This window comes from Thermosynechococcus sp. JY1331 (assembly GCF_031583475.1).
Lineage (GTDB): Bacteria > Cyanobacteriota > Cyanobacteriia > Thermosynechococcales > Thermosynechococcaceae > Thermosynechococcus.
In genome coordinates, this window is the sequence record NZ_CP134180.1 from 2,205,490 (window position 1) to 2,231,827 (window position 26,338).

15 protein-coding genes and 1 CRISPR repeat array are annotated in these 26,338 nt (G+C 52.0%); of the genes, 4 read left to right on the top strand and 11 right to left on the bottom strand.

What is annotated here, in order from left to right; translation table 11 throughout:
• The first annotated feature begins 109 nt into the window (after positions 1-109).
• The 3 genes from RHJ31_RS10895 (at position 110) to RHJ31_RS10905 (ending at position 10,943) form a co-directional block, all read left to right on the top strand.
• Complete coding sequence (locus tag RHJ31_RS10895) at positions 110-1,786, top strand: ShlB/FhaC/HecB family hemolysin secretion/activation protein (protein ID WP_302676598.1); 1,677 nt, start codon at positions 110-112, stop codon at positions 1,784-1,786.
• A gap of 322 nt (positions 1,787-2,108) precedes the next feature.
• Positions 2,109-10,409, top strand: coding sequence for a filamentous hemagglutinin N-terminal domain-containing protein (locus RHJ31_RS10900; protein WP_310828433.1), 8,301 nt, complete (start codon positions 2,109-2,111; stop codon positions 10,407-10,409).
• A gap of 291 nt (positions 10,410-10,700) precedes the next feature.
• Positions 10,701-10,943: a hypothetical protein gene (locus tag RHJ31_RS10905; RefSeq protein WP_302676600.1), complete on the top strand. Its 243-nt coding sequence runs from the start codon at positions 10,701-10,703 to the stop codon at positions 10,941-10,943.
• Here the strand turns inward: RHJ31_RS10905 and thrC are convergent.
• Complete coding sequence (gene thrC, locus RHJ31_RS10910; RefSeq protein ID WP_302676601.1) at positions 10,940-12,028, bottom strand: threonine synthase; 1,089 nt, start codon at positions 12,026-12,028, stop codon at positions 10,940-10,942. The two genes, RHJ31_RS10905 and thrC, sit on opposite strands and share 4 nt — an antisense overlap.
• A 115-nt stretch (positions 12,029-12,143) precedes the next feature.
• Between thrC and RHJ31_RS10915 the strand changes: the two genes are divergently transcribed.
• The gene (locus tag RHJ31_RS10915; RefSeq protein ID WP_302676602.1) at positions 12,144-12,758 is read left to right on the top strand and encodes a histidine phosphatase family protein; all 615 of its coding nucleotides are present in this window, start codon (positions 12,144-12,146) and stop codon (positions 12,756-12,758) included.
• Positions 12,759-12,810: 52 nt separating this feature from the next.
• Here the strand turns inward: RHJ31_RS10915 and cas5 are convergent, their stop codons facing one another.
• The 10 genes from cas5 to RHJ31_RS10965 all read right to left on the bottom strand — a co-directional run bounded on the left by cas5 (position 12,811) and on the right by RHJ31_RS10965 (position 26,208).
• Positions 12,811-13,476: a CRISPR-associated protein Cas5 gene (cas5, locus tag RHJ31_RS10920; RefSeq protein WP_302676603.1), complete on the bottom strand. Its 666-nt coding sequence runs from the start codon at positions 13,474-13,476 to the stop codon at positions 12,811-12,813.
• Entirely contained in the window at positions 13,476-14,351 is an 876-nt protein-coding gene (cas7i, locus tag RHJ31_RS10925; protein ID WP_302676604.1) for a type I-B CRISPR-associated protein Cas7/Cst2/DevR, read from the bottom strand. Before cas7i ends, cas5 begins: the two co-directional genes overlap by 1 nt.
• 29 nt (positions 14,352-14,380) lie before the next feature.
• Positions 14,381-15,898 (bottom strand): type I-MYXAN CRISPR-associated Cas8a1/Cmx1, encoded by a 1,518-nt coding sequence (gene cas8a1 / locus RHJ31_RS10930; RefSeq protein WP_302676605.1) that lies wholly within the window; start codon positions 15,896-15,898, stop codon positions 14,381-14,383.
• A gap of 14 nt (positions 15,899-15,912) precedes the next feature.
• Positions 15,913-18,108, bottom strand: a complete 2,196-nt coding sequence (gene cas3, locus RHJ31_RS10935; protein ID WP_302676606.1) for a CRISPR-associated helicase Cas3' — start codon at positions 18,106-18,108, stop codon at positions 15,913-15,915.
• Between the two features lie 88 nt (positions 18,109-18,196).
• Positions 18,197-18,865, bottom strand: a complete 669-nt coding sequence (gene cas6, locus RHJ31_RS10940; RefSeq protein WP_302676607.1) for a type I-MYXAN CRISPR-associated protein Cas6/Cmx6 — start codon at positions 18,863-18,865, stop codon at positions 18,197-18,199.
• Between the two features lie 221 nt (positions 18,866-19,086).
• A CRISPR array of direct repeats spans positions 19,087-20,982; the repeat unit is 36 nt; unit sequence GTGCTCAACGCCTTACGGCATCAAAGGTAGAGGCAC.
• A gap of 252 nt (positions 20,983-21,234) precedes the next feature.
• Positions 21,235-21,528: a CRISPR-associated endonuclease Cas2 gene (gene cas2, locus RHJ31_RS10945; RefSeq protein ID WP_149817829.1), complete on the bottom strand. Its 294-nt coding sequence runs from the start codon at positions 21,526-21,528 to the stop codon at positions 21,235-21,237.
• Positions 21,529-21,531: 3 nt separating this feature from the next.
• Complete coding sequence (locus RHJ31_RS10950) at positions 21,532-23,190, bottom strand: type I-MYXAN CRISPR-associated endonuclease Cas4/Cas1 (RefSeq protein ID WP_302676608.1); 1,659 nt, start codon at positions 23,188-23,190, stop codon at positions 21,532-21,534.
• A gap of 46 nt (positions 23,191-23,236) precedes the next feature.
• A complete protein-coding gene (locus RHJ31_RS10955) occupies positions 23,237-23,809 on the bottom strand; it encodes a Uma2 family endonuclease (protein ID WP_149817833.1) in 573 nt (190 codons plus the stop codon).
• Positions 23,810-23,829: 20 nt separating this feature from the next.
• A complete protein-coding gene (locus tag RHJ31_RS10960) occupies positions 23,830-24,441 on the bottom strand; it encodes a hypothetical protein (RefSeq protein ID WP_302676609.1) in 612 nt (203 codons plus the stop codon).
• Between the two features lie 12 nt (positions 24,442-24,453).
• On the bottom strand, positions 24,454-26,208 hold the full coding sequence (locus RHJ31_RS10965; RefSeq protein WP_302676610.1) for an RDD family protein: 1,755 nt from the start codon (positions 26,206-26,208) through the stop codon (positions 24,454-24,456).
• Between the last annotated feature and the right edge of the window lie 130 nt (positions 26,209-26,338).

Sequence of the window (26,338 nt, forward strand, 5' to 3'; positions counted from 1 at the left end):
TAGCACCCGCTATTGCTTACCCCCTGAGTTAGGGGCTAAAGTTTTGAGAACCTAGACAAAAGAGAGAGGCTCTGATATTTTGCAACTGAAAGTATTTTACAGACAAGCTATGATTTCTGTACTTGGACTCCTAGACACCAATCTTGCCGAACTGCAAGCAAGAGTGCTTCTTGCCCAAGCTTTTTCCCCTGAGCGCCTCATCGAAGAAATTCAACCCCCTCCCCTGCCCCCTCGTGAGCCAAAGATTACAATTCCTGAGGGTCAAGAGATCCGGCCACCGACCGATTCCGATCAAATTCGCTTCCTTCTAAAAGACATCATTATTAGTGGCTCAACTGTCTATTCCCCCGAAGCACTTAAAGCGTTATACGCAGATCAGCTCAATCGCAACGTGACTCTTGCTGACATTTATACCATTGCCCAAAAAATCAGCGAGCACTACCGCCGCTCAGGCTATCTTCTAATCCGTGTCCTTGTACCTGCCCAAGAAGTTACCGAAGGCATTGTTCGTCTCAAAGTTGTCGAAGGCTATGTCGAGGAAGTACGGTTTGAAGGTTCCGCGGGAACGATCAAGCCATTACAGCCCTATGCTGATCGTATTCAATCCTCTCGCCCTCTCAGAACTAAAGTTCTCGAGCGTAATCTACTATTGATGAGCGATTTGGCCGGCTACAAAGTGAGTGGACGCTTTGAAGCTGGTAACCAGCCCGGCGCAACTATTCTGACGATTACTGCCAAGAAGGATTCCTTTCAACCCTTCTTTACACTCAACAATTGGTATGCCGACAGTGTTGGTCCTATTCGTCTTCAGGCAGGGGCTTACTTTAATTCTCTGCTGAACAGAGGTGAGCAATTTATTCTGAGTAGTACAACCGTTCCTTTCGATTTCAACGAACTCAAAAGTGGTCGCTTCGATGTAAACATTCCCTTAGACGCCAATAGTCTCAAATTTGTAGGCAGTTTCAGTTATGCTGAAAGTGAGCCTGGAGATAACCTTGCCCCCTTCAGGATCAAAAGCAACAGTTGGCTGGGCAGCATAGGCTTTTCCTATTACCCCATTCGCTCAAGGAAACTCAACCTGCTCACAAGTGCTTCTTTTGATGCCCTCAATAGCACGGTTAGTACCACATTTTTAGGGCCACAAGTTCTCCTCAGTCAGGATCGAGTTCGTGTTTTCCGTGCATCGAGTCAGGTCACTTATACAAACCGGGTTGGGTTCACTAGTGCCTCTATACAACTCTCTCAAGGCATTGCAGGTTTGGGGGCGCGTCTGAGCGGAACTCCCACTTTACCTCTTTCTCGCTTCAATGCTACCCCTGCAGCCTTCAAAGCAAATTTGGACTTTACACAGATTTTCTTTCTCCCTAAAAATTGGTCAGTCAGCCTAACAGGTGCAGCCCAAACAGCAGCCGCTCCCCTTGTTGCCTCTGAGCAATTTGGAATTGGTGGCTTCAACTCTGGCTCTGCCTATGTTCAATCCGCCATTTTAGGAGATGATGGCTACGCTCTACGTCTTGAGCTACAACATACCCGTTCCTATAAATTTCGTAAAACAAGCTTCACTAGCCAGCCCTATGCCTTTGTAGACTATGGCCAGACCTTTCTTAAAAGACCGACGATTGCTGAGCCTAGCAGTCAGGAGGCCTTGTCAACGGGCTTGGGTTTGCGACAGCTCATCAACCCTAGCCTACAACTTCGCCTAGAGCTAGCCTTTCCCCTAACGAGAATTGAACCCGCCTTTGAACGGAGCCCGCGTCTATTCTTTCAAGTTCAGGGCATATTCTAGCTTTTAGGGGATACTACGGTCTTACATTGTGGGCAAGAGAACTGGGCAGCGCAGGGACTCTGAGGTAGGGAAGCAGCCATCAACTGGTGTTCTTAGGGATTCAGTTGCATGGAGCAGAAAGGAAAACCGAGTCACGAAGCCGAAACATGGTTCTGCTGCTTCCCTAGAATCAATGACTAGGTCAGCCTAAATACTTATTGAGTTTATAGTCAAGGATGTTCTAAAATCTAGAATTGAATTCTGCTACTGTACCTACCTTCTTAAACCATTCTGCAACCCTCCAAAGGCTGTTGAGGTTGAACCTATGAAAAGGATATTCAGTGTGTTCCTAAACGGTATCACCCTTACCCTGTCGAGTATTTTCCTAACAAGTCTCAATCCTCGGATAGCTGAGGCACTGCCACAAAACCCAACAGTGAGTGAGGGGCAAGTCTCTTTTCAGCAGAGTACCCCCCATCAGCTTCATATTCTGCAAAGCAGTCATAAAGCCATCATTAACTGGGAGGGCTTCAGCATTGGAGCCAATGAAGGGGTATTCTTTGTCCAGCCGGGCGCAACAGCAGCCGCACTCAACCGAGTGACAGGGCTAACCCCCTCAAGTATTGCCGGTCAACTAAACGCCAACGGTCGCATCTTTCTAATCAATCCCAACGGCATCGTCTTTTTACCCAGTGCCCAAGTTAATGTGGGCAGCCTTATTGCAAGTACCCTTGACATTAAAGATCAAGACTTTTTACAGGACAATTTCCGCTTTTACAACCTCCCCAATAGGCCGCCGGCTGCTATTACCAACCAAGGGCGCATCACTGCCCAAGAGGGAGGTGTGGTGTCCCTAATTGCGCCAGCAGTTCAAAACACAGGGTTCATTGCAGCACGTTTGGGTCAAGTTGCCCTAGTGAGCGGCACTGGTGTTACCCTAGACTTCACAGGAGATGGGTTGCTCAGCGTCAGGGTAGATAGTGATCTATCTCAGCAAGTAACGGATATCTATGGTCGCCCACTTTCTAGTCTGATTGATCAGCAGGGGCACATTAGCGCGGGGCATGTTATCCTTTCTGCCAGTGCTGCTCAGCGCATCATGGATCGGGTGATGAACGTTGATGGCATCATCGAAGCGCGTGCAGTTGAGAATCGTCAAGGGCGGATTATCTTAGCAGGCGGCCCCACAGGCGAAGTGAATATTAGCGGACGCCTAGATGCAGATGGTATTTACGGCGGTCAAATTACCGTAACAGGTCAAGATATTCATCTTCAGAACACTGCCCATCTATCGGCCAATGGCAACCTAGGCGGTGGGCAGATTTTTATTGGCGGCAGTCCTCAAGGGCAAGGTCCTCTGCCCAATGCCAGAAACACCTTCATTGACGCAGGGGCACGCCTAGAAGCTAATGCGCTAACCCAAGGGAATGGGGGTACTGTCATTGCTTGGGCAGATGAAGCCACCCACTTTCACGGCCACATTAGTGCCCGCGGGGGCAGCCTTAGTGGTAATGGCGGCTTTGCCGAAGTTTCAGCACGCAATAACCTATACGTCACAGGCTTTGCCGATCTCAGGGCGCCCAACGGTTCCTTTGGTACCCTTCTCCTTGATCCCGGCTCGATTACCATTCAAAATGGCCCCGGCTCTAACACTGGCCCTAACACCTTTGATGATGCACATATCGTTGGTCAACTTGGGTCGGCTAACTTGACCATCAGCACGGCAGCTGCAACTAGTGGTGGCCCGGAGACAATTACTGTTCAAAGCGGTACAAACATTACATGGGGTCAGAATACTACTCTAACGCTACAGGCAGGCCGTAACATTGTCATTCAGCCCGGTGTAATAATCCAAAATACGAGCGGGGGTGGCATCACACTAGAAGCCGATGGTAATACTACTGCTCCAGCTAATTTTAGCGGTATCTCCATTCAGGGAACGGCGGCTCAACCCACGCGACTAGAAACAAACTTAGGTAACATTACCCTCACGGGTAAGGGAGGTACCTCAGGTAATAACTACGGTATTCAACTAACAGGTCGTGCCACGCTGCAAAGTAACAGTGGCCAAATTACCCTCGACGGTACTGGCGGTACGGGAGGTGTAGGTAAGGGTATCCTCATTGAAGGAACGGCGACTCAACCCACGCTACTAAAAACAGACTCAGGTAACATTAGCCTCACGGGTAAGGGAGGTACCTCAGGTAGTAATAACTACGGTATTCAATTAACAGGTTATGCCACGCTGCAAAGTAACAGTGGCCAAATTACCCTCGACGGTACTGGCGGTACGGGAGTTGATAATAACTATGGTGTTTATCTCAGCCGGGGTGCTCACATTGAAAATAGCACAGGAAATATCAGCATTAGCGGTACTGCTCTTGGGGGTAGCGGCCAAAACAACGATGGTGTTTTCATTACAACGACTCCACGCAACAATGACAATCCCGGTACTCTGCCTCCACCTTCTCAGAGGCGCCAAACACAAATCACTAACCAAGATGGAAACATAACCATTACAGGTACTGCCAATGGCAGCAGTTCAACGGATGACGGAATTGCTCACTGGAATGCTTTAGTTCGAACCACAGGAAGCGGCAACATCACTTACACGGGTTATTCAGGTACAGGGACAGGTACAGGAAGCAAAGACGGTCTTGAGTTACAGCGTCATTTAACCGGCGGCTTCTCTGCTGAAATCTCGGCAACGGGTTCAGGCCATATTACCCTAAGGGGCGTTTTGCGGGGTGGTAACTCAAGCGATTATGCAATTAAGTTTGGTGAGCCTTCGTCTTCGGGTAACCCTAATAATGCCTTTATAGTGACCAGCAATACGGGCAACATCTGCCTAATCGGTGAACATACCGGTACTGCCAGCACCACCCTCCCAGGTTGGATGAGTATTCGTACAGCAGGTACTACTCCAACGATTCAAAGTACGAATGGTGGCAACATTATTCTTGTGGGTGACAGGCTTGATCTAAGCATTTCCACTACATTAAGTAGCAATCCGAATACAATAACTGGAAATAGGGGTATCTTGGTCGTCCAGCCCTTTACACTGGGTCGTGATATTGATATTGGTGGAACAAATGATACGACTCATCTTGCCCTAAGCAACGCCGAATTTGGTCTAACGACTGGTTTTAGTCATGTCATCTTTGGCCATGAAAATGGCACAGGAACAGTTACCATCAACTCTCCCACTCCCATTACTCGAAATCAACACCTTACCCTTCGAGGGGGCAACATTCAACTGAATTCATCAATTAACTTAGGAGGAAACACGCTAGCACTTTTCAGTAATGGGGGCTCTGTCACTCAAGCATCTCCCTTCATAGCAAGTGGCTTAATTTTGGGTGGCAGCGGCAGTTTTATCCTGAATCAACCTTCAAACAACGTCAATACAATTGCAACCGCGAGTTCAACTGGCGCCATCACATACCAAGATCAGAACGCTCTGACGGTTGGGAATCTGAGCATTCCTTTTGTTACAACGTATCCTAATTGCTGCACTGCCAGCACAATACCCTTAACTGCTAATGGTATTACCACCAACAACGCTGATGTCATCCTCCGTACCGGCAGTTCCCTCACCCTAGACGCCAGCAGCAACCTTGGCAGCGGCAACCTAACCCTGATCAGTAATGGTGGGGTCAGTCAAACGCCAACAGGCAGCATCACCGCCGCCGGACTGGGTCTGCAGGGCAGTGGCACCTTTGACCTGAACAATGCCAACAATGATGTGGACATCTTGGCAGCCGACGTCAATGGTGGCGTCAGCTTCAAAGACAGTGATGACCTGACCATTGGCGGGCCTGTCACCAGCACGGTGGGCAGCGATACAGCAACAACCGCAGCTGGCCTTACCACCAACGGCAACGATGCCATCATCGAGAGCGTCGGTTCCCTCACCCTAGCCGCCAGCAGCGACCTTGGCAGCGGCACCCTAACCCTGATCAGTAATGGTGGGGTCAGTCAAACGCCAACAGGCAGCATCACCGCCGCCGGACTGGGTCTGCAGGGCAGTGGCACCTTTGACCTGAACAATGCCAACAATGATGTGGACATCTTGGCAGCCGACGTCAATGGTGGCGTCAGCTTCAAAGACAGTGATGACCTGACCATTGGCGGGCCTGTCACCAGCACGGTGGGCAGCGATACAGCAACAACCGCAGCTGGCCTTACCACCAACGGCAACGATGCCATCATCGAGAGCGTCGGTTCCCTCACCCTAGCCGCCAGCAGCGACCTTGGCAGCGGCACCCTAACCCTGATCAGCGGTGGGGGGGTCACTCAGACAGCAACAGGCAGCATCACCGCCGCCGGACTGGGTCTGCAGGGCAGTGGCACCTTTGACCTGAACAATGCCAGCAATGATGTGGACACCCTTGCGGCCGACGTCAATGGTGGCGTCAGCTTCAAAGACAGTGATGACCTGACCATTGGCGGACCTGTCACCAGCACGGTGGGCAGCGATACAGCAACAACCGCAGCTGGCCTTACCACCAACGGCAACGATGCCATCATCGAGAGCGTCGGTTCCCTCACCCTAGCCGCCAGCAGCAACCTTGGCAGCGGCAACCTAACCCTGATCAGTAATGGTGGGGTCAGTCAGACAGCAACAGGCAGCATCACCGCCGCCGGACTGGGTCTGCAGGGCAGTGGCACCTTTGACCTGAACAATGCCAACAATGATGTGGACATCTTGGCAGCCGACGTCAATGGTGGCGTCAGCTTCAAAGACAGTGATGACCTGACCATTGGCGGGCCTGTCACCAGCACGGTGGGCAGCGATACAGCAACAACCGCAGCTGGCCTTACCACCAACGGCAACGATGCCATCATCGAGAGCGTCGGTTCCCTCACCCTAGCCGCCAGCAGCGACCTTGGCAGCGGCACCCTAACCCTGATCAGTAATGGTGGGGTCAGTCAAACGCCAACAGGCAGCATCACCGCCGCCGGACTGGGTCTGCAGGGCAGTGGCACCTTTGACCTGAACAATGCCAGCAATGATGTGGACACCCTTGCGGCCAACGTCAATGGTGGCGTCAGCTTCAAAGACAGTGATGACCTGACCATTGGCGGACCTGTCACCAGCACGGTGGGCAGCGATACAGCAACAACCGCAGCTGGCCTTACCACCAACGGCAACGATGCCATCATCGAGAGCGTCGGTTCCCTCACCCTAGCCGCCAGCAGCAACCTTGGCAGCGGCAACCTAACCCTGATCAGTAATGGTGGGGTCACTCAGACAGCAACAGGCAGCATCACCGCCGCCGGACTGGGTCTGCAGGGCAGTGGCACCTTTGACCTGAACAATGCCAACAATGATGTGGACATCTTGGCAGCCGACGTCAATGGTGGCGTCAGCTTCAAAGACAGTGATGACCTGACCATTGGCGGGCCTGTCACCAGCACGGTGGGCAGCGATACAGCAACAACCGCAGCTGGCCTTACCACCAACGGCAACGATGCCATCATCGAGAGCGTCGGTTCCCTCACCCTAGCCGCCAGCAGCAACCTTGGCAGCGGCAACCTAACCCTGATCAGTAATGGTGGGGTCAGTCAAACGCCAACAGGCAGCATCACCGCCGCCGGACTGGGTCTGCAGGGCAGTGGCACCTTTGACCTGAACAATGCCAGCAATGATGTGGACACCCTTGCGGCCAACGTCAATGGTGGCGTCAGCTTCAAAGACAGTGATGACCTGACCATTGGCGGACCTGTCACCAGCACGGTGGGCAGCGATACAGCAACAACCGCAGCTGGCCTTACCACCAACGGCAACGATGCCATCATCGAGAGCGGCAACACCCTCACCCTAGCCGCCAGCAGCAACCTTGGCAGCGGCACCCTAACCCTGATCAGTAATGGTGGGGTCACTCAGACAGCAACAGGCAGCATCACCGCCGCCGGACTGGGTCTGCAGGGCAGTGGCACCTTTGACCTGAACAATGCCAACAATGATGTGGACATCTTGGCAGCCGACGTCAATGGTGGCGTCAGCTTCAAAGACAGTGATGACCTGACCATTGGCGGACCTGTCACCAGCACGGTGGGCAGCGATACAGCAACAACCGCAGCTGGCCTTACCACCAACGGCAACGATGCCATCATCGAGAGCGTCGGTTCCCTCACCCTAGCCGCCAGCAGCAACCTTGGCAGCGGCAACCTAACCCTGATCAGTAATGGTGGGGTCAGTCAGACAGCAACAGGCAGCATCACCGCCGCCGGACTGGGTCTGCAGGGCAGTGGCACCTTTGACCTGAACAATGCCAACAATGATGTGGACATCTTGGCAGCCGACGTCAATGGTGGCGTCAGCTTCAAAGACAGTGATGACCTGACCATTGGCGGGCCTGTCACCAGCACGGTGGGCAGCGATACAGCAACAACCGCAGCTGGCCTTACCACCAACGGCAACGATGCCATCATCGAGAGCGTCGGTTCCCTCACCCTAGCCGCCAGCAGCGACCTTGGCAGCGGCAACCTAACCCTGATCAGTAATGGTGGGGTCACTCAGACAGCAACAGGCAGCATCACCGCCGCCGGACTGGGTCTGCAGGGCAGTGGCACCTTTGACCTGAACAATGCCAACAATGATGTGGACATCTTGGCAGCCGACGTCAATGGTGGCGTCAGCTTCAAAGACAGTGATGACCTGACCATTGGCGGGCCTGTCACCAGCACGGTGGGCAGCGATACAGCAACAACCGCAGCTGGCCTTACCACCACCAACAACGATGCCATCATCGAGAGCGGCAACACCCTCACCCTAGCCGCCAGCAGCGACCTTGGCAGCGGCAACCTAACCCTGATCAGTAATGGTGGGGTCACTCAGACAGCAACAGGCAGCATCACCGCCGCCGGACTGGGTCTGCAGGGCAGTGGCACCTTTGACCTGAACAATGCCAACAATGATGTGGACATCTTGGCAGCCGACGTCAATGGTGGCGTCAGCTTCAAAGACAGTGATGACCTGACCATTGGCGGGCCTGTCACCAGCACGGTGGGCAGCGATACAGCAACAACCGCAGCTGGCCTTACCACCACCAACAACGATGCCATCATCGAGAGCGGCAACACCCTCACCCTAGCCGCCAGCAGCAACCTTGGCAGCGGCACCCTAACCCTGATCAGTAATGGTGGGGTCACTCAGACAGCAACAGGCAGCATCACCGCCGCCGGACTGGGTCTGCAGGGCAGTGGCACCTTTGACCTGAACAATGCCAGCAATGATGTGGACATCTTGGCAGCCGACGTCAATGGTGGCGTCAGCTTCAAAGACAGTGATGACCTGACCATTGGCGGACCTGTCACCAGCACGGTGGGCAGCGATACAGCAACAACCGCAGCTGGCCTTACCACCACCAACAACGATGCCATCATCGAGAGCGGCAACACCCTCACCCTAGCCGCCAGCAGCAACCTTGGCAGCGGCACCCTAACCCTGATCAGTAATGGTGGGGTCACTCAGACAGCAACAGGCAGCATCACCGCCGCCGGACTGGGTCTGCAGGGCAGTGGCACCTTTGACCTGAACAATGCCAGCAATGATGTGGACATCTTGGCAGCCGACGTCAATGGTGGCGTCAGCTTCAAAGACAGTGATGACCTGACCATTGGCGGACCTGTCACCAGCACGGTGGGCAGCGATACAGCAACAACCGCAGCTGGCCTTACCACCAACGGCAACGATGCCATCATCGAGAGCGGCAACACCCTCACCCTAGCCGCCAGCAGCAACCTTGGCAGCGGCACCCTAACCCTGATCAGTAATGGTGGGGTCACTCAGACAGCAACAGGCAGCATCACCGCCGCCGGACTGGGTCTGCAGGGCAGTGGCACCTTTGACCTGAACAATGCCAGCAATGATGTGGACATCTTGGCAGCCGACGTCAATGGTGGCGTCAGCTTCAAAGACAGTGATGACCTGACCATTGGCGGACCTGTCACCAGCACGGTGGGCAGCGATACAGCAACAACCGCAGCTGGCCTTACCACCACCAACAACGATGCCATCATCGAGAGCGGCAACACCCTCACCCTAGCCGCCAGCAGCAACCTTGGCAGCGGCAACCTAACCCTGATCAGTAATGGTGGGGTCAGTCAAACGCCAACAGGCAGCATCACCGCCGCCGGACTGGGTCTGCAGGGCAGTGGCACCTTTGACCTGAACAATGCCCCTGTTGCCGTAACGTTGTTTGCTGCACAGGTAAATGGTAGCCTGCTTTACAATGGTCTAAACTCGGTTAATATTGGTACAGTAACTAGCACTGTTGGTAGTGATATTGTAACAACTACCGGCCTTAGTGCCCCCAATCTACCCGGTGACGGCAATCAGCCTCCTAGTGGTGGGAATCAGCCTCTTAATGGTGACCAAGGTGCTTCTAAAGCAACCTTAGGGGGGCAACGTGGTGGTGTGACCATAGCAGGAACAACCAGTGCAAGCTGTTCTTCTAATAGGGAGGGATTTACAGAAGAGGATCAAAAAGGTAAATCGAAGTCTCGTCTTGTACTCATCAATAGCCAACAAACAGCTGTTGATCCGCTAACGCAGCTGACAGTATATGAAAATGAGGAGTGGACAGACGAGGGTCAATGCGTAAACCTTGAGCTAGAGACTGATTCTTTGCAGTAACTATTACCCTTAGCGCTGTAAGTCCCCCCTCCTTTAGGGGGGATATCTTTTGCAAACACACGGGACATTGGTATGGTATCAACATGGCAACGCTCACTAAGATCCTCAAGCTTCTGTTCCTTGGACTCAACCGGTCAAAGGCGGAGCTGTTTACACGTCTTGAGCGGCTCAACACCCACGTTGCCAATTCGATGTTTCTACCGACGACGATCGCCCCCGCCGCAATAGGGCGTCCTAGATCCGCTGCGCCTCGATCCATTGAGCGGGAGGCAAGGAGTACGTTTCGAAATATTGCCAAAGCCCAATCCGCTGAGTCGTGAGTTGACCCGCACCGAAGCAGAAATGGCCTACTTTCGTGGGGGCAATCCCACCGTGCGCGATCTGTTTAGCCGTGCTCAGCAGTTAGCCCAACCTGCCAGCTTGACAGCAGCTGCACCCACCACCGCCAATGTTGCCAGCTTAGCCACCCATCGAGCCGCAGTACAACTCTTGAAGGCCAGTCGCCACCTGATGCGAGCGGAACGCGGTTTCTAAAAGCCCATGACCTTGGCTACGGTTTGCTCAGTGGGTTCAATGTGGCGGTGGAAGCGATCGCTCTGTTGCTTGAGCGCTGTTTCTGGATCCTTGAGACCATTGCCCGTCAGCACACAGACCACCGTGGCGCCACTGGGCACCTGATCGGCCAATTTCAAGAGACCCGCCACAGAAGCCGCACTAGCAGGTTCACAGAAGATACCTTCCTCAGAAGCCAGCAGGCAATAGGCATTGAGGATTTCCTCATCGGTGACGGCATTAAAGGCACCTTGGCTAGCTTCTTTGACGGCGATCGCCCGTTGCCAGTTGGCAGGATTACCAATACGAATGGCCGTCGCAATCGTTTCCGGATGGGTGACAATCTCACCCTTGACAAGGGGGGCAGATCCCGCCGCTTGAAAGCCCATCATGCGCGGCAGGCGATCGCAACGATTTTGCTCACGATACTGGCAAAAGCCCATCCAATAGGCAGTAATGTTTCCTGCATTACCCATAGGGATACACAGCCAATCGGGGGCATTGCCCAAGCTATCCACCACCTCAAAGGCGGCGGTTTTCTGTCCTTCTAGCCGATAGGGATTGACCGAGTTCACCAAGGTTACGGGATAGGTTTCTGCCATGAGGCGCACAATCTCTAGGGCTTTATCAAAGTTGCCCTCAATGGCAATCACTTCAGCACCATAGAGGAGCGCCTGGGCCAGTTTTCCTTGGGCAACGTAGCCTTCGGGCACCAAGACATAGGCCCGTAAGCCTGCCCGTCTCGCGTAGGCCGCTGCTGAGGCCGAGGTATTTCCTGTGCTGGCACAAATCACAGCTTCGGCTCCCGCTTCCTTAGCCTTGGAAATGGCCATGGTCATGCCACGATCTTTGAAGCTCCCTGTGGGGTTGAGGCCATCGTACTTGACATACACCGCGACGTTGCGGCCAATGCGGGCTGCAATTTGAGGCACGGGAATCAGTGGGGTATTGCCTTCATAGAGGGTGACCACTGGGGTGCGATCGCTCACGGGCAAAAAGTCACGGTAGGCGTGAATCAGGCCATGCCAAGCAGGACGGATGGGGGGAGCAGAGAGTGTTACAGGCACAGGTACGCAGTCAAGAAATATGAATAAATTTGAGGCTGAGGATAGAGCGCAGCCACACAGTAGGATAATTTTAGCGATCAGGGGTTACACTTGCCAATTGCCGGAGAATCACATTATGCGTCTAATTTTGATTCGCCATGGAGAAGCCGTTGGTAATGCTTCAGGCGTCATGCTCGGGCGGCAGGATGTACCCCTCACAGAACGAGGACGGCAGCAAGTCCTTGCCTTACGGGAAAAGCTCCCCTTACCCCATGCCATTTACACCAGTCCGCTGCAACGCTGCCGCGATACGGCGACACTCATGAATCCTTGTCCTGACTTAAAGATTCAAGAGTTGGCGGAGCTGATTGAAATTGATCAGGGAATTTTCACAGGACTGACATGGGCACAGGCGCAGGCGCAGCATCCCGAGCTTTGTGAAGAGCTAGAAGAAAGTGACTACCTGATTCCAGTCCCCGAGGCAGAGTCAATGGCCATGGCCTGGCAGCGGGCAAAACAGGCTTGGAAACAACTCCGACGCCACAGGGATGAGCAGTGTGTTTGGTGTATTAGTCATGGCGGCTTTTTGCAGTGCCTGATTAGTGTTGTGTTGGGGAGCGATCGCCTGTGGGGGATGGAAATTCCCCCCGCTGCTTGGTTTGACTTTTCAGTACGAGTGGATTTAGATGGCCGCTTTGAGGCAGAAAATATCCGCTGGTGGCGCATCAATGCCTTTAATCAGTGCTCCTAGACGGCCAGCTCAGGCTAAGGTTGTTAACAAACCGCAATTTGCTCGATTGGCATCAAGATCTGCGAGCGGCGGAGGGTCGCGATCTTGGGGTTGGCACAGTTAGCTGCGGAATCCTGACCCAGCAATGGTCTTCAAATTCGTTGCCTAAGCGAAAGCGTTGAAAGGTTCCTTGGCTGCTCTGACGATCAATCCAGATGGGCAGGCTAATGAGACCTCGATTGTCTTTAATGAGCCAGCGGATCGAGCCATCGTTGTCCCGATAGGGGCGTACACCATTGACCAGTGCCCACGACTCCCCCAAACTCAGGCCACCAAAGCGGGAAATTTGCTGGGGTGTGGTGAGGGCGATCGCCAGCCGATCAACCAGCTTCAGTGGTGCATTTTCCTCACTCGAATCAACTTTGACAACCACTTGCACATCTGTGAGCAGTTCATGGTGATTCGGCTTGGAGAATTTACTCGTGGAATAGGTGCCGAGGCGATTCTTACTGAACTTGTGATGCCGCTGTTTGCGTAAAATTCGCGAAATGGGCGGGTCAGCACCAACGATACCAATGGCCAGTTTGACACCCCAATGTTGATCCAAATTCTCTTCACCGATCAGGGAAAGGAGCATGCCATAGATCGTGGAGGGGGGTGGATAGCGGTAGGTCTCCTTAAAGTCACGGGCAAAGCTGCGGGGAAAACTGGTACAGGGACAATCAATGTAAAGTTGCATTAGACAGGCACCTCAAGCTTGAGTTGTTGCTTTAATTGTTCTTTGGCGTGGGCGATCGCTTCTTCTTTGACCCCGCGATAGACCTGAACCCCCAATGCCTTTAACTGCTGACCATAGGGAGTATCGGCAATCTCACCGCCAACGATTAGCTCATCAGCCTTCACATCCCCCACTTCCACTAGTCGCACTAGCCGCGGGCAGCCCACCGATTCGCCAATGCGCTTAAACACGTCCATAATCCGAGGACTCGGATCATCGGTTATCCGAAGCACAATGGACTCTGGATGAAAGTCGTACAAAAAGCGGGCATGGTTACCGCCCACATGACGGACAGCGTCAATAGCATCCAAGGCGAGTAGTGCCCGTTCCGGTTTCTTAAGACTTTCTGGCGTGAGGGCGATCGTGTATTGATAAGCAGTGCAGTGTACTTCGGTGCTATGAATCGAAGTTTTTCCCTTTTCGCCGCCTTTAGAACCAAAGGCAATATCGCCCCAATAGGGATCGAGACTCATAGCGCGACTAATTTCTAGGGCACCCCGCCGTTTGGTCGTGGCATCTTCATTATCCTTCCCCTTTTTGGCGTCCATGTAGCCAAACAAGTCATCATCAATATATTTCTCAGCACTGAACTTTTCATCTTTGAAGCTATATCGATCGGTTTCAGGGTTAAATGTACGGTTGGTCTCTTTTTCGTAATGGTTTTGAAAATACTCCCGCAATCCCCAACGGATCGCTTCTGCACTCACAGTAGTGTATTGATGATTGCCACGGGTGATTTTTTGCAAAGTTGAGAGGGTGCTGCCATCCCCTTCCCCGCGGTTGTTGGCTGCGACAGCAGTGGTCGTTACAATTGTTGCAAAAAGATGTTTCGTCATTGTTATTTCTCCTGAATTAGAGACAGAAACTATTCATCGGCGAAGGAAAACATTTCATCTTCTGTGACATCCCCTTCAGCCATTGATTCCAAGGGGATATCGACACCGTTGAGAGAGTCTCCTTTCTTACTGCGGTAGGTAGCGATCGCCAGCAGTACCAGATCTCTTGCTCGCCGCCAGTTTTCCTCACGGTGAATCCAGTGAACAATTTGCGGGCCTTTATCGCGAGCGGCCTTGCTGCGAAACTGGCTTAGGAAATCCACCAATGCAGTAGCAAATTCCTGTTGCGTACTCGGACGTTGGAATCGGTAGATGACCTTATCGGTCACTTGCCCATAGTCTAATTGGCGACCTTGCTTTTGAGCCTGTTTGAATTGCCCAGACAGGTATACGCTAAAGGCACCTTGGACCACCTCAAACAGCACTCGCTCATCAGGATTCAAGTATTCAGTCATTTTTACCAACCCTTCACGTTCATAGGCCTTATTACGTTTGTAAAACTCAAAGAAACCTGCATACCAAGGCTGACCTCCAATTAAATTGTCACAAATCCAAGGCAGTGCTTTAGAAAGAGCTAACCAAGTTTCACCATTCTCCTTTTGTCGCACGTGCGCAGGAAAAACTTGGCGAGCGACTTCATACAATTCGAGGACTTCATCCATAACCTCTACGCGATACACCGCCTGTTTCAGGTAAGCTTGCTGGGCATCCCAGACTTGCTTCCCCAACTGGTAAACCTCGCAGTAGTGCACGCCAAACTGCTGACTCTCTTCTATCGCCTTCTCTTGCAGTAGAAAGTGCAAAGCAGATTCACCAGCGCCACTGCTACGAAAGTCTCGATACGTGCACCCGGACATCGCCCGACGGCGCTTAACCCAGTGCTTTAGATTTTGAACTTCAGGAATCACCAGTGCTGAGCGGGCAGAGAGCTTGCCACCAACAGTTTGGGGAGGAAGTTGGTAGTAGCCACAGGCAAGGGGCAAAAAAAGCAACGCCAGAAAGCCCTGCGGCGATTCTTGATAGGGACCATTGACAAAACATTCCACCAGTCCGGGCAGATGATTTCCCTTCAGGGGAATTTCTTTCTTGAAGGCTCCCTTATTGTTAAAGGCCTCCTTGATGTCGCTGGTGTAATAACAGCTCTCTAGGGGCTTCACCTCAATCGAGATCTCTGGTTGATCCGGCTCAATTAAGAACGTGCGAGTGACAGAAGTGTTGCTGAGTTTGCGCTGCGTATTGTGCTGGAGGAATGTGGTGAGTACCCCTTGGGTAAACGTGTATTGCCCCTGTGCATCAAGCTTGAGGGCAGGAACCTCTAGATAGCCTTGGTGATTAATCTGATAGGTTTGCTTTAGCAGCCATGTCACAACCTTTTGATCACTGTCTTTCCATGTCAACTCAACTGCTTCATCAGTAATGTTCCACGCCAATGGAGCATCATTGCGTTGGTTCTCCAGTTCAGATAAGGCTAGAGCCAATCCTGCAACCCCTGCGCGATGGGGGAGGAGGAAATTAGGGTCAAAAAGGGACAGGGTAAACTGACTCAAAGCTCACTCACCTCCTACTTAGGTTCAACAGCACCCAGTTCTGGGCAATAGCGCCACTGCTCTCTAGGGGCAATGAGATAACCGCTCTTATGGCGCTGCCAACCTTTGATGTTCTTAGTAGGGAGGGGAAGGGTGTAGCGCGGCAATTCACTCGACTTCAGTGGGGCAATTTTTTCCAGATCTTGTTCGAGGAGTGCAGTAATGGTATAGCCTGCTTCACGCAAGGGAGCAGAGTAGGTTTGCCAGCGACCGTCTAGCCAGATGCAGTGCTCCTTTGGCTTGGTGTTAATATTCACTTGCTTGAGCCAGTCTGACAGTTGCCTTTGACTCACATCTTGTTTTTTGAAGGCGCGTGCCAGTGCCCAGCCTGCCTCTAAGTCCCCTTGCTTATAGGGAAAACCAACGTTTTCGTCAGGGTAAAAGAGAGCATCACAGGAATGACCACAGTATTGGCGATTTAGTCGCCCCAATCGCTGAATTAGCCCTGCGGGATCCGCCACTTGAGTCACAAGGAGGGTTGCAGATAGATCCAAAGACATTTCTGCCACTTGGGTCGTAATTGCTAGAACAGCTTGATCTTGCTGGAAAGCCTCCACCACGGCACGATGGTGTTTCACCCGATCTTCATAGCGAAAGCGACTGTGATAAAGGAGAGGCGTCAAGCCCCTCTTTTTTGCCTCTTGGTAGATGGCGATCGCTGTATCGACCTGATTGCAAACCCACAGAACTCTACCGCCCTGGTCAAGTTCTTGCTGAACCCGCTCCCAATCTGGCTGTGCTAGCTCATGGAAACGATAGCGGGGCAGGTCTTCTAGCGTTTGAGGGCCTTGAATTATTGCAATTTCCTCTGCCACTGCCTGCTGAATCGCCGCCACCTGCGCCGGTAGAAATGAGGCAGACATCAGCAAAATCGGCGCTTTAACAACCTTGAGAAATCGCAGTAAGGCACCAAAGAGAGCATCGTCATAGCAATGAACTTCATCAAAGACGAAAGCAGCCTTGGCAAGAGCTGGAAAGCAGTACAGGGGACGGCGATGACATTGCAGGAGTCCCAAAACGGTATCCACAGTGCAAACATTGACCTTTGCCCCCCAAGCCTTGAAGGCTTCTAATTTCTGAGCGGCCTCATTAACAGCTCCATCACCATTGTCTTCTTCTTCTCCTGTGCAAGCCAACTCCAAATCAACAGCCGACCGAGAGTGCAACAGCTCTGACTCTACTTGGTTATGAACATAGCCCAGAAAGCCCTCAGTGCTGGTGCCGGTTGTTGGATAGCAGAAAAATAACTTGCGTCCAATGCCGTGGCGGAGCGCCCAATTATAAGCCCCCAAGGTTTTGCCGGTACCGCAACCTGCCCGTGCCAATGTTACCCGTTTCGACTTGTCTTTAAGATCAATCTGAAATGGGCGCAGTGGATATTCCCCCCGACGCGCATCAATGACCTTTTGTAAATCAGCTTCCGTGAGGGTATTCTCTAGCTCTGATCGAATCCACTCCTGAATATTCGTTGAAACCTGCGCCGAGGCAGAACCAATGGCATCTGCTGCAATCAGTAGCGCTTTAACAACGGCAAGAAACGCTAGATCTGGTTCCCATTCGATGAAAGCATTCAAGACTTTGTCACGCTTATCTTTGATTGTTTTAATATCCCATTTGATTGTTTTAATATCCCATCGCGATGAGAACGCAAAAGAAAGAATGATTTGAGGCAGCCCTAGGGTTCTCACCCCATAGCGAAGCAGCTTGTGGAAGGAAGGATGATGGACATACCAGTACAGGTAAGGGTCGCCACTGCCCTCGCGGATCTCCCCCAGTGCACCGGTGTTTCGCCCCTGCTGACCGCCTAATTTGAGGTGATGTCCTCCTGCTGCGGCGATCGCCGTCATCAAGTCAGCATTGGGGCATTGGCCAAGCCGGTTTCGGAACTCCCACGCCAGCAAGACAGACCCCACTTCATGACGGATTAGTTGTGGGTATTGCAAGGGGTTCTGTTGAGGCTGCACGGATGGATTTGAAGCCCTGAGGGAGTACCTTACCACCCCTTGAAATTGGTGATTGGCCTTGCCCCAGTCGTGTAAATAGGCTGCCAGCCGTGCCGTTGCCCTCAGGGTGTTAAATTCACAGGTTAGCCCAAATTGCTCGATCAGGCGATCGCCCAAGCAATCCACGAGGCTGGTGACTGATTTCACAACAGCGGCAGTATGACCCACAAGATGGTAAGCTCCTTGCCAATCTGCTGCTCCCGGAACCGAAGATTTGGCTAATAAGATATCAGGTTCCAGTTTTGGTGGTGTAGAACTAGGCGGCATCTGGTTCCTCCTTGACCGGGTAAAACCAACCGCAGCCAAAATGTTGTCGTCCACCCAACCCATGCCACTGCAACTTTAGAGAATCTTCAGGAGTTAAATCTTCAACAATCACGCGGTAGCCTACGACTTTTTTGCCTTTCACTTGAATCGTGCGCCGTGCTAAGTCGCCATTGGCGTCAGAGGGAATAAAGGCTCTGCCCTGAATGCCTAAATGAGTTAGGCCTTTTTGACAAGATTCCAAAAAATAGCGGGGCACTTCTAGGTGATCAATTGCTTCTAATTTGAAAGTGACTAGGCGAGCTGCGAGGGTTCCTGAAGGCTCTGGCAATGTAATTCGAGGTTGCACAAGGCGAATCAGATGCCCCTGAATATCCAACACTTGGTTCTGGAAAAAGCGATACCACGTCTGCACTTGATCTGTAGGACAGCGAAGGCGAAAGCGTGAAGCACGATTTAGATAAATCATTCCCTCACCGTTAGGAATTCCAGCAATACTGCTAAGGCGAAGATCACTTGGTATATCTGAAGGTAGATCTGGCCGCCCCGATTGTTGCAACTGTTTTTTAATAGCAGAGTACAATGCATAGCCATGATCTGCTGGCAGTGTTCTTCCACGCAAGCTGTAATGGATTTCAAGAAAGTGATTGTGGCTAGTCATGACGCTATCTTATTATCCCCGCCTAATCTGAATGCTTTCCCTCAATTATGGGTCTCTGGAGCACTGCCAAGGGTAGCCACTGTCTAGTTTCAAGAATCATGCTAATGGATGGCTTATAGTTGTCAACTTACAAAAATTGTAATTTCTACTGTAGGTAACCACAAGGAGCAAAAAAGCTTTTGGATACAAATTTTTATTTTTATTCAAGAAAGTTAACCAACCACTGGGCTAGCCCACAGCACCAGAGGTAGAGGCACTCTGCGGATACTGCTCTATCTGATGGCGCAGATTGACTAGTGCTCAACGCCTTACGGCATCAAAGGTAGAGGCACATCTACCTGTTAACGCTGTTATTAACTCTCCTGTAGTGCTCAACGCCTTACGGCATCAAAGGTAGAGGCACCAAATACAGAGATCCCTGATTGTTCACTCATATGTGCTCAACGCCTTACGGCATCAAAGGTAGAGGCACTAATATCTGGCTCCCACAGTGTTGTAGCTGCTTTTTGTGCTCAACGCCTTACGGCATCAAAGGTAGAGGCACCCGCGGCGCCGTCCTTGCTTGTCCTTCTATTGCCCTTGTGCTCAACGCCTTACGGCATCAAAGGTAGAGGCACGCCTTCATGGTCTAGCCTAATCTACTTGACAGATCTGTGCTCAACGCCTTACGGCATCAAAGGTAGAGGCACAATTAGCTCAGGAAATTGAAGCCGCGTTAAAAAATGTGCTCAACGCCTTACGGCATCAAAGGTAGAGGCACATAATCGATAGTTTGCTTCATTAAACTCTAATTCTTTGTGCTCAACGCCTTACGGCATCAAAGGTAGAGGCACGAAAGGACAAGCAAGGGCAGAGGCGGCCAGAGGGCGTGCTCAACGCCTTACGGCATCAAAGGTAGAGGCACTCAAGTTGAGGTTGCCAATTACTTTTAATTGAGGTAAGTGCTCAACGCCTTACGGCATCAAAGGTAGAGGCACGCGGCGGCAAGGAGTAAAGGAGTAGAGGGCAGAGGCGTGCTCAACGCCTTACGGCATCAAAGGTAGAGGCACATCAACCTCAAAAGGTTTAGAGCGCAACCAATAAGCGTGCTCAACGCCTTACGGCATCAAAGGTAGAGGCACAAAGATCTCAAGACTCACAAGACTCAAGAGTCTAAGTGCTCAACGCCTTACGGCATCAAAGGTAGAGGCACATTAGATGTTACATAATAAGGTTTCTGCATGTTGGGGTGCTCAACGCCTTACGGCATCAAAGGTAGAGGCACACCCGCCTGAGCAGCCACAGAACTTAGTTGACCAAAGTGCTCAACGCCTTACGGCATCAAAGGTAGAGGCACGCCAGTGCAGAAGTCAGAACACTAGTATAAGTTCGTGCTCAACGCCTTACGGCATCAAAGGTAGAGGCACGCGCCACGGGCAGAGGGCAGAGGCACGTATTTATAGGAGTGCTCAACGCCTTACGGCATCAAAGGTAGAGGCACGCGAAGCTGGAAGGCGATTATCTGTGCCTTACGGTGTGCTCAACGCCTTACGGCATCAAAGGTAGAGGCACATTTGGGCGGGAAGTTTATGATATTCGGATTGTGCTCAACGCCTTACGGCATCAAAGGTAGAGGCACTCTCTTTTTTTTAGATTTTTAGACTTTGTCCCATAATGGTGCTCAACGCCTTACGGCATCAAAGGTAGAGGCACGACCAGACCCCACGCCTAGCAAGGCGAGCATCATGTGCTCAACGCCTTACGGCATCAAAGGTAGAGGCACAATCCAACAATCCTATGCAGTACTACAGTTAGCTGTGCTCAACGCCTTACGGCATCAAAGGTAGAGGCACAGATCGGTAGAAAGGCTAATCAACTCGTTAGCGTAGTGCTCAACGCCTTACGGCATCAAAGGTAGAGGCACTGGCGTTGACGTAGCAGTAGGCTTTGCGTCAGTTGCGTGCTCAACGCCTTACGGCATCAAAGGTAGAGGCACGTCTTGCACAAAAATATTCTTAGAGTAGGCAAGTTCGTGCTCAACGCCTTACGGCATCAAAGGTAGAGGCACTTGCGGTCAGATAACAGGCCGACTACAGCGTACTGTGCTCAACGCCTTACGGCATCAAAGGTAGAGGCACAGCGGCGCCCTAGAAATGCCTCTAGGACTAGCTTAGCACAGTCACTTTTCAAGCACCTCAGGCACTTCGTTTTTTTGTGACTGTAAAATTTTTAGCCTCGGTCAGTATTCAGTTGTCGATCCCGCTCTGGGGAATAGGTTCAGAGATTTTCAAGCACCTCTAAATCTAACAAAAACTCTCAAACCTAGTCAAGGGGCTGTATTTGAATATCAGTGCGTTCGGAGAATATTTGAGTCCAGAGGTGCTTGCATGCTAAAAGATTTTGAAGTTCTGCTCCGACATTGGCCATGTCCCCGCTCGGTTGCAAGCGCATACCCGCTCAACGCATTGGCTGCACAATCCTACGATTAGGAGACTGTCTTCCTTGGTGAGGATTTTTTCCAGTTGCCAGCGCAGCTTTTCCCGCTCCCGTGGCGTGAGACGACAGCGAAAAATCGAGAACTGTAATCGTTCACCATAGCCCTCTAACTGCTTATAAGCCTGTCGCCAGCGCTTGGGGTCGCGGATGTCGTAGCAGATGAGGTACCAATTTTTGGATTCACCCATAGGTCAACGCAAAATGAGTTTGCCAAATAGACCTGCTTCCCCACACCATTCCTTTTCAAGCAAACGCACTTCCAGCTCCAAGAGTCGCCGATAAGTGAGCGAGTAGTTGGTTACTGGGTGCTTCCACGTTTCACCTTTGCGGGCTTCATAGAGTTCAATGAACTTGCGGCGCCCATAGTCACTCAGCCATACGTGATCTCGGCGTACCTCAAAGCATTGGTCAAGGTTCCACTGCATACGGTTAATCGAACCAATAACGACCATATCCACAAGGGGGACGCGGAAAATTTCCATCAAGTCCAACGCAAGGGGTGGTGCTTGGGTACGCGGCTGATGATAGAAGCCAAAGGCGGGTTCAAGACCAACCGTAAGAATGGCATTCATTACGTCTTTGAGCAGCATGCCATAGCCAAAACTGAGCAGCGCATTAAAACGATCTTTCGGGGGGCGGCGATTGCGACCGTTGAAGCGCAGCTCCTTCGGGACTTGATCCCCTAAAAGATAGGGCAATCCCGAAAAATACAGGGCAGCGAGATTGCCTTCAATGCCGCGTAGAGCCTCTCGGGAATTGGCGTGGGAGATGCTGCTAATGAGCCGATCCATTTGCGTAGTGGTCTCTTGCAATGCAGGCAGAGCATCTTGGCGATTCCGCTGTCCTCGGAGTAACAGGCGACGCTGACTTTGTCCGCGACAATTCACCAGTAACTGGGCAAGACGTAAACATTGGTCTGGGTTCGTCAGGGCTTGATATTGACGAATACGCCGTTGAATACTGCCCTTGCGGTTGTCAATGCTGCCGATATAGCGCCCACCACTGCTGATGAAGTGAACACCGACATCTTCATAGGCACAGAGATGAATGGCTGGGGTGGTAATTTGGGCAAATTTGTGGATAACAACTTGACCCACCTGCTGAATGGGCAGCTTTTGCTCAGGTTCATCGTCAATGGCAATCCGTAGCTGCTCGCCAGCTCGCCTGATTACCGATTTGCCAGCCGTGACATGGATAATCTCACGCTCGTCATCTCGCGGAAATAACCGCAGGGGTAAATGCTCAGGATCTCGGGCGAGGCGGGCTTCTTCAGGCAGGCAAACAGGTGCCAAGGAGCAGTTGAGACAGAGTTTTTCATTGCTACAGACAGGGGGACGTTCTAGGGAAGCACGCAGTTGACGCGCTTGCTCGATTGTGTCCCGCACCAGTTGGCGGCCTGCCTCATCTACAGGAACCCGTACAGTGATGTTATCGCGGTGATAGTGAATGCGGCCTTCGGGGACAGTGACGCCGAGAACGGTTTCTAGTAAACAGGCATAGGCCAGAATTTGTACCCTGTCGCTGTGCCAAGCTTGGGGCTGCTGCTGGCGATCGCGATAAGAACGGCCAATTTTGTGCTCGTAGGGAATCAAATGCCCCTCTAGGGTACGCAGTGCATCAACCCGCCCTCGTAAGCCAAGGGCTACACTTTCCAGATTAAATTCCTGCCAGTCTTCCCGTTCTAGTTTTTGTAGCTCAGCGTGGAGCCGCCGCCCCGCAAAGACGGATTCATTTTGGGTATAAAGCTCCTCAACTTCTTCGAGATAAAATAGCCGCCGACAGTAGGCAAAAGCACGCAGAGAGCTAACGCGCAGTGTTTCCGTTTCAGCGCAGGCAACGGTCTGTTCCATGATTGATATCTCCAGTGCGAAGATTCCACTGGTTTATCCATTGGCCTTAGGGAGAAAATGCAAGGCAAAAGTCAGGAAGAATTTCCTCTCCTGAAAGCGTTGTTGGCAGAGACACGCTCTCTGGTGTTTGCTGGGGGCGATAAATTTCTGCCATTTGTTGCTGGGGGACAATCAACCAGCCAAGGCGGCAACCATTGTCCATGTATTCCTGCATTTTTGCCCTTAAATGGGACAAGTCATCACTAGCAGATGCGAGTTCAATCACAAAATCGGGGCAAAGAGGCACAAAGCCTTGGCGTTCCTCTGGGGTTAGGCGCTGCCAATGTTCCTTGGTAATCCATGCAACATCGGGTGAGCGAATGGCGCCATTGGGCAGGCGAAATCCCGTTGAGGAGTCAAAGACCTCACCTAGTTGAGTTTGGCGATTCCAAAGACTAATGTCAGCCGTGAGGGCGGCATTGTAGCGACCCGTTTCGCCGCCTGTAGGGGGCATAACAACCAATTCTCCCGCAGCAGTTAATTCAAACCGTAGATTAGGATTGGCTTTGATAATCTCTGCGAATTGCTCTTCAGTGAACTGAAGGGTTTTGGGTAGATACACGGGGGGAGCATGGTGCATAGCTATTGCCCCTCAAAGATCTAACGGTTTTTCCACCATTCAAAACTACGTTTCCATTCTCGCGATCGCGGGGGTAATTCCTGCAATGATGCTGCCACGTGGTTAAAGACCTGCTCCACCACGGGTAAGGGCACCCGATCTTCGGCTTCAAAGAGAATAACCAGCCGCTGCCCCCCTTGGAGATGCATCAAATATAACTCTTGGTGAATCGGTCGGGGGGTTGGATAATAAAACAGTTCACCACGGACTCGCCGTCCCAAAATTCGCCGCTCAATGCGTGCGGGGGCTGCTGAGAGAGGACCCCCCACTTGGGTAAACCGTAGCCAACTGCGCAACTCCTGATCGGAAAGTCCCCCCAGTACCTCGCTTGTTTTGGGTAGGCTAATCAGGCTCACCATTAACTCGTGCTCCCCCGGTACGGCATTGGCGGGATAGACCACAGCAACGCCATTTTCACCAAAAGAAGTGGGTGGCGAAAATTGTAGGGGTGTTTCAAAGGATAACCCCAGGAGTTGATAGCGTTGGGGGACAGGAGCAGCAGCCTGAATCGTCACTTCACTCGCCCGACCCATGAGCAGGGGAAAAGCGCCCAAAAGGGTCAGACTACAACCAAGGGTCAGCAGCAAACGCATAACGGCCTCACACTAGGGGGATGACTGGTATTGTTGACGATAGGCCATGTATAGACCTTCTAGGAAGTCCTCGGCACTGAGGGCAGGCCAGTTGGCGGGATAGGTGGGCAGCAACAGGGGTTCTAATTGCTGGCGCAGCTCTTGAGCCGCTTGATAACGACCGACAGGACTCAGGCGATCGCGATTGTTGAGGTAATTGCGTACTAGGAGATAGTGTTCGGGAGTCATCTGTTCCCAATGGGCGAGCGATCGCAACTCCTGCACCCAAGCCGCCTGTGGTTGCTGAAGGGTTGTAGCTTTAGGTGCCAACCGCGTCGCCTGTTCATCTTGAATCACAAGGGTACCCGCCACCCTATCTCCCAAACGTTTTTCTGATCGACATAACGCTACTAGGAATGCCCCTATACCAAAAAAAGCAAAATCAATGGGTTGCAGCAGACTGCGCAAGGTCGCTTCCCGCAGACCAATGGGGCGGCCATTATCCTGAACAACGCGAATTTCTGCATAGCGCTTGCCGGGGGTTTGTCCCTGCCAGTAGGTTTCAAAGAAAATGTAATAGCCGTTGTAGAGGGCAAACATCACCAATAGATAAATACCCAAACTCCAAGCTTCAATACTCTGACCACTAGCGGGTAGCACCTCAATCAGCCACGGGTAAAGGGCATAGAAGTAGATGTACCCTGCCGTTAGCGAAAAGAGCACAAGCGCTGTGTAGAGAATCACCTGATCAATCAGCCAAGCCAAGACGCGGCTGCCAATTCCCCCAAGGGCAAAGTCCAACTCGATGCTTTCCGGTGTGCGTAGTGTGACCCGTCGCAACCAGCGCAGGGGATTCACTGCTTCAGGGCGGACTTGAAACGCTGCTCCTTCATTGCGGACTCGGAGATCCCAGTAGAGAACTGCCTTGATCCCTTGCCAGAGGGGCAGGAGTAAAACCCCTACAAAGAGGCCAGCAACGGGAAGAATCACCACGCTATTGATAATACTGCCAAGGAGATTGGCGGGAATCGTTGCAAGGGAAGCAACAAAAAACACCATTAGGGTATGCCATGCCTGTCCCTGCGTCAGTTGCCAACTGCGCCGAACGGATTTGAGGGGCGTACAGTCCGGTTCAAGGGCTAAGACCACATCAACAAGGGAGAGCCGCGCCATAAAGTAGCTAATCACCAACAGCGCAAGGAGCACTAGCAACAGGATACTGAGCAGAAAAGTTAAAAAGAAGAGACTTCTTGCGGGTTCCGTTTGGATATTCTGCTCGAGGAATTGCACTAAGGGGAATGCCACCAAATAAATTAAGTAGCCGATCGCCCCCAAGACAACATAGACCAAGAGCAAAATAAAGCCAACAATGAACGTCGCCAGCAAGTAATTGAGCATTTTGGGAAAAATGAGGCTGCGGGCTGCCGATTCTGACTCCTCAAGAGCCGTCAGGACAGCGTAAATACGGCGAGAAAGCAGGGCACCACTGGCCATTAGCCGTGTCCAACCAAAGAGATAAAAGGGCAAAGCCACGAGGACACTAATGCCTGTGAGCCGGAGAAAGGGGGCAACATTATCCATCGCCCCAGCAAGAATCCCCCCAACAATCAGTGCTACGGCCACGATCAGCACGGCGGCAATGGTGAGCAGAAAAAACCACGCATGGGCAAAAAGGCTCAAAAGAAAGTAGCGATTGCCCTGATGACGGTACAGCTGCAAAGCAATCGTGACGACATTGCCGCTAGAGAGAGAATGGGGAAGCCGTCCTCGCCGCCGAAAAGGCCACATTCGCGATACCCAACCAATTGGAGATCGAAATGATCCTAGCGTTTGCGCCCATTGGTTCCTGCGCCACCTTTGTAAAATTTGTTAACATTAGAACAATTTAATCCTTCGTTCATCACTGTTTTCGTTCTGT

Excerpts from the sequence above, each read along its gene's own strand:
- RHJ31_RS10950 (WP_302676608.1), bottom strand. The coding sequence starts at position 23,190 with ATGGAACAGACCGTTGCCTGCGCTGAAACGGAAACACTGCGCGTTAGC.
- cas5 (WP_302676603.1), bottom strand. The coding sequence starts at position 13,476 with ATGCAACTTTACATTGATTGTCCCTGTACCAGTTTTCCCCGCAGCTTT.
- RHJ31_RS10895 (WP_302676598.1), top strand. The coding sequence starts at position 110 with ATGATTTCTGTACTTGGACTCCTAGACACCAATCTTGCCGAACTGCAA.
- cas2 (WP_149817829.1), bottom strand. The coding sequence starts at position 21,528 with ATGGGTGAATCCAAAAATTGGTACCTCATCTGCTACGACATCCGCGAC.
- RHJ31_RS10915 (WP_302676602.1), top strand. The coding sequence starts at position 12,144 with ATGCGTCTAATTTTGATTCGCCATGGAGAAGCCGTTGGTAATGCTTCA.
- RHJ31_RS10960 (WP_302676609.1), bottom strand. The coding sequence starts at position 24,441 with ATGCGTTTGCTGCTGACCCTTGGTTGTAGTCTGACCCTTTTGGGCGCT.
- cas6 (WP_302676607.1), bottom strand. The coding sequence starts at position 18,865 with ATGACTAGCCACAATCACTTTCTTGAAATCCATTACAGCTTGCGTGGA.
- RHJ31_RS10955 (WP_149817833.1), bottom strand. The coding sequence starts at position 23,809 with ATGCACCATGCTCCCCCCGTGTATCTACCCAAAACCCTTCAGTTCACT.
- RHJ31_RS10965 (WP_302676610.1), bottom strand. The coding sequence starts at position 26,208 with ATGTGGCCTTTTCGGCGGCGAGGACGGCTTCCCCATTCTCTCTCTAGC.
- cas7i (WP_302676604.1), bottom strand. The coding sequence starts at position 14,351 with ATGACGAAACATCTTTTTGCAACAATTGTAACGACCACTGCTGTCGCA.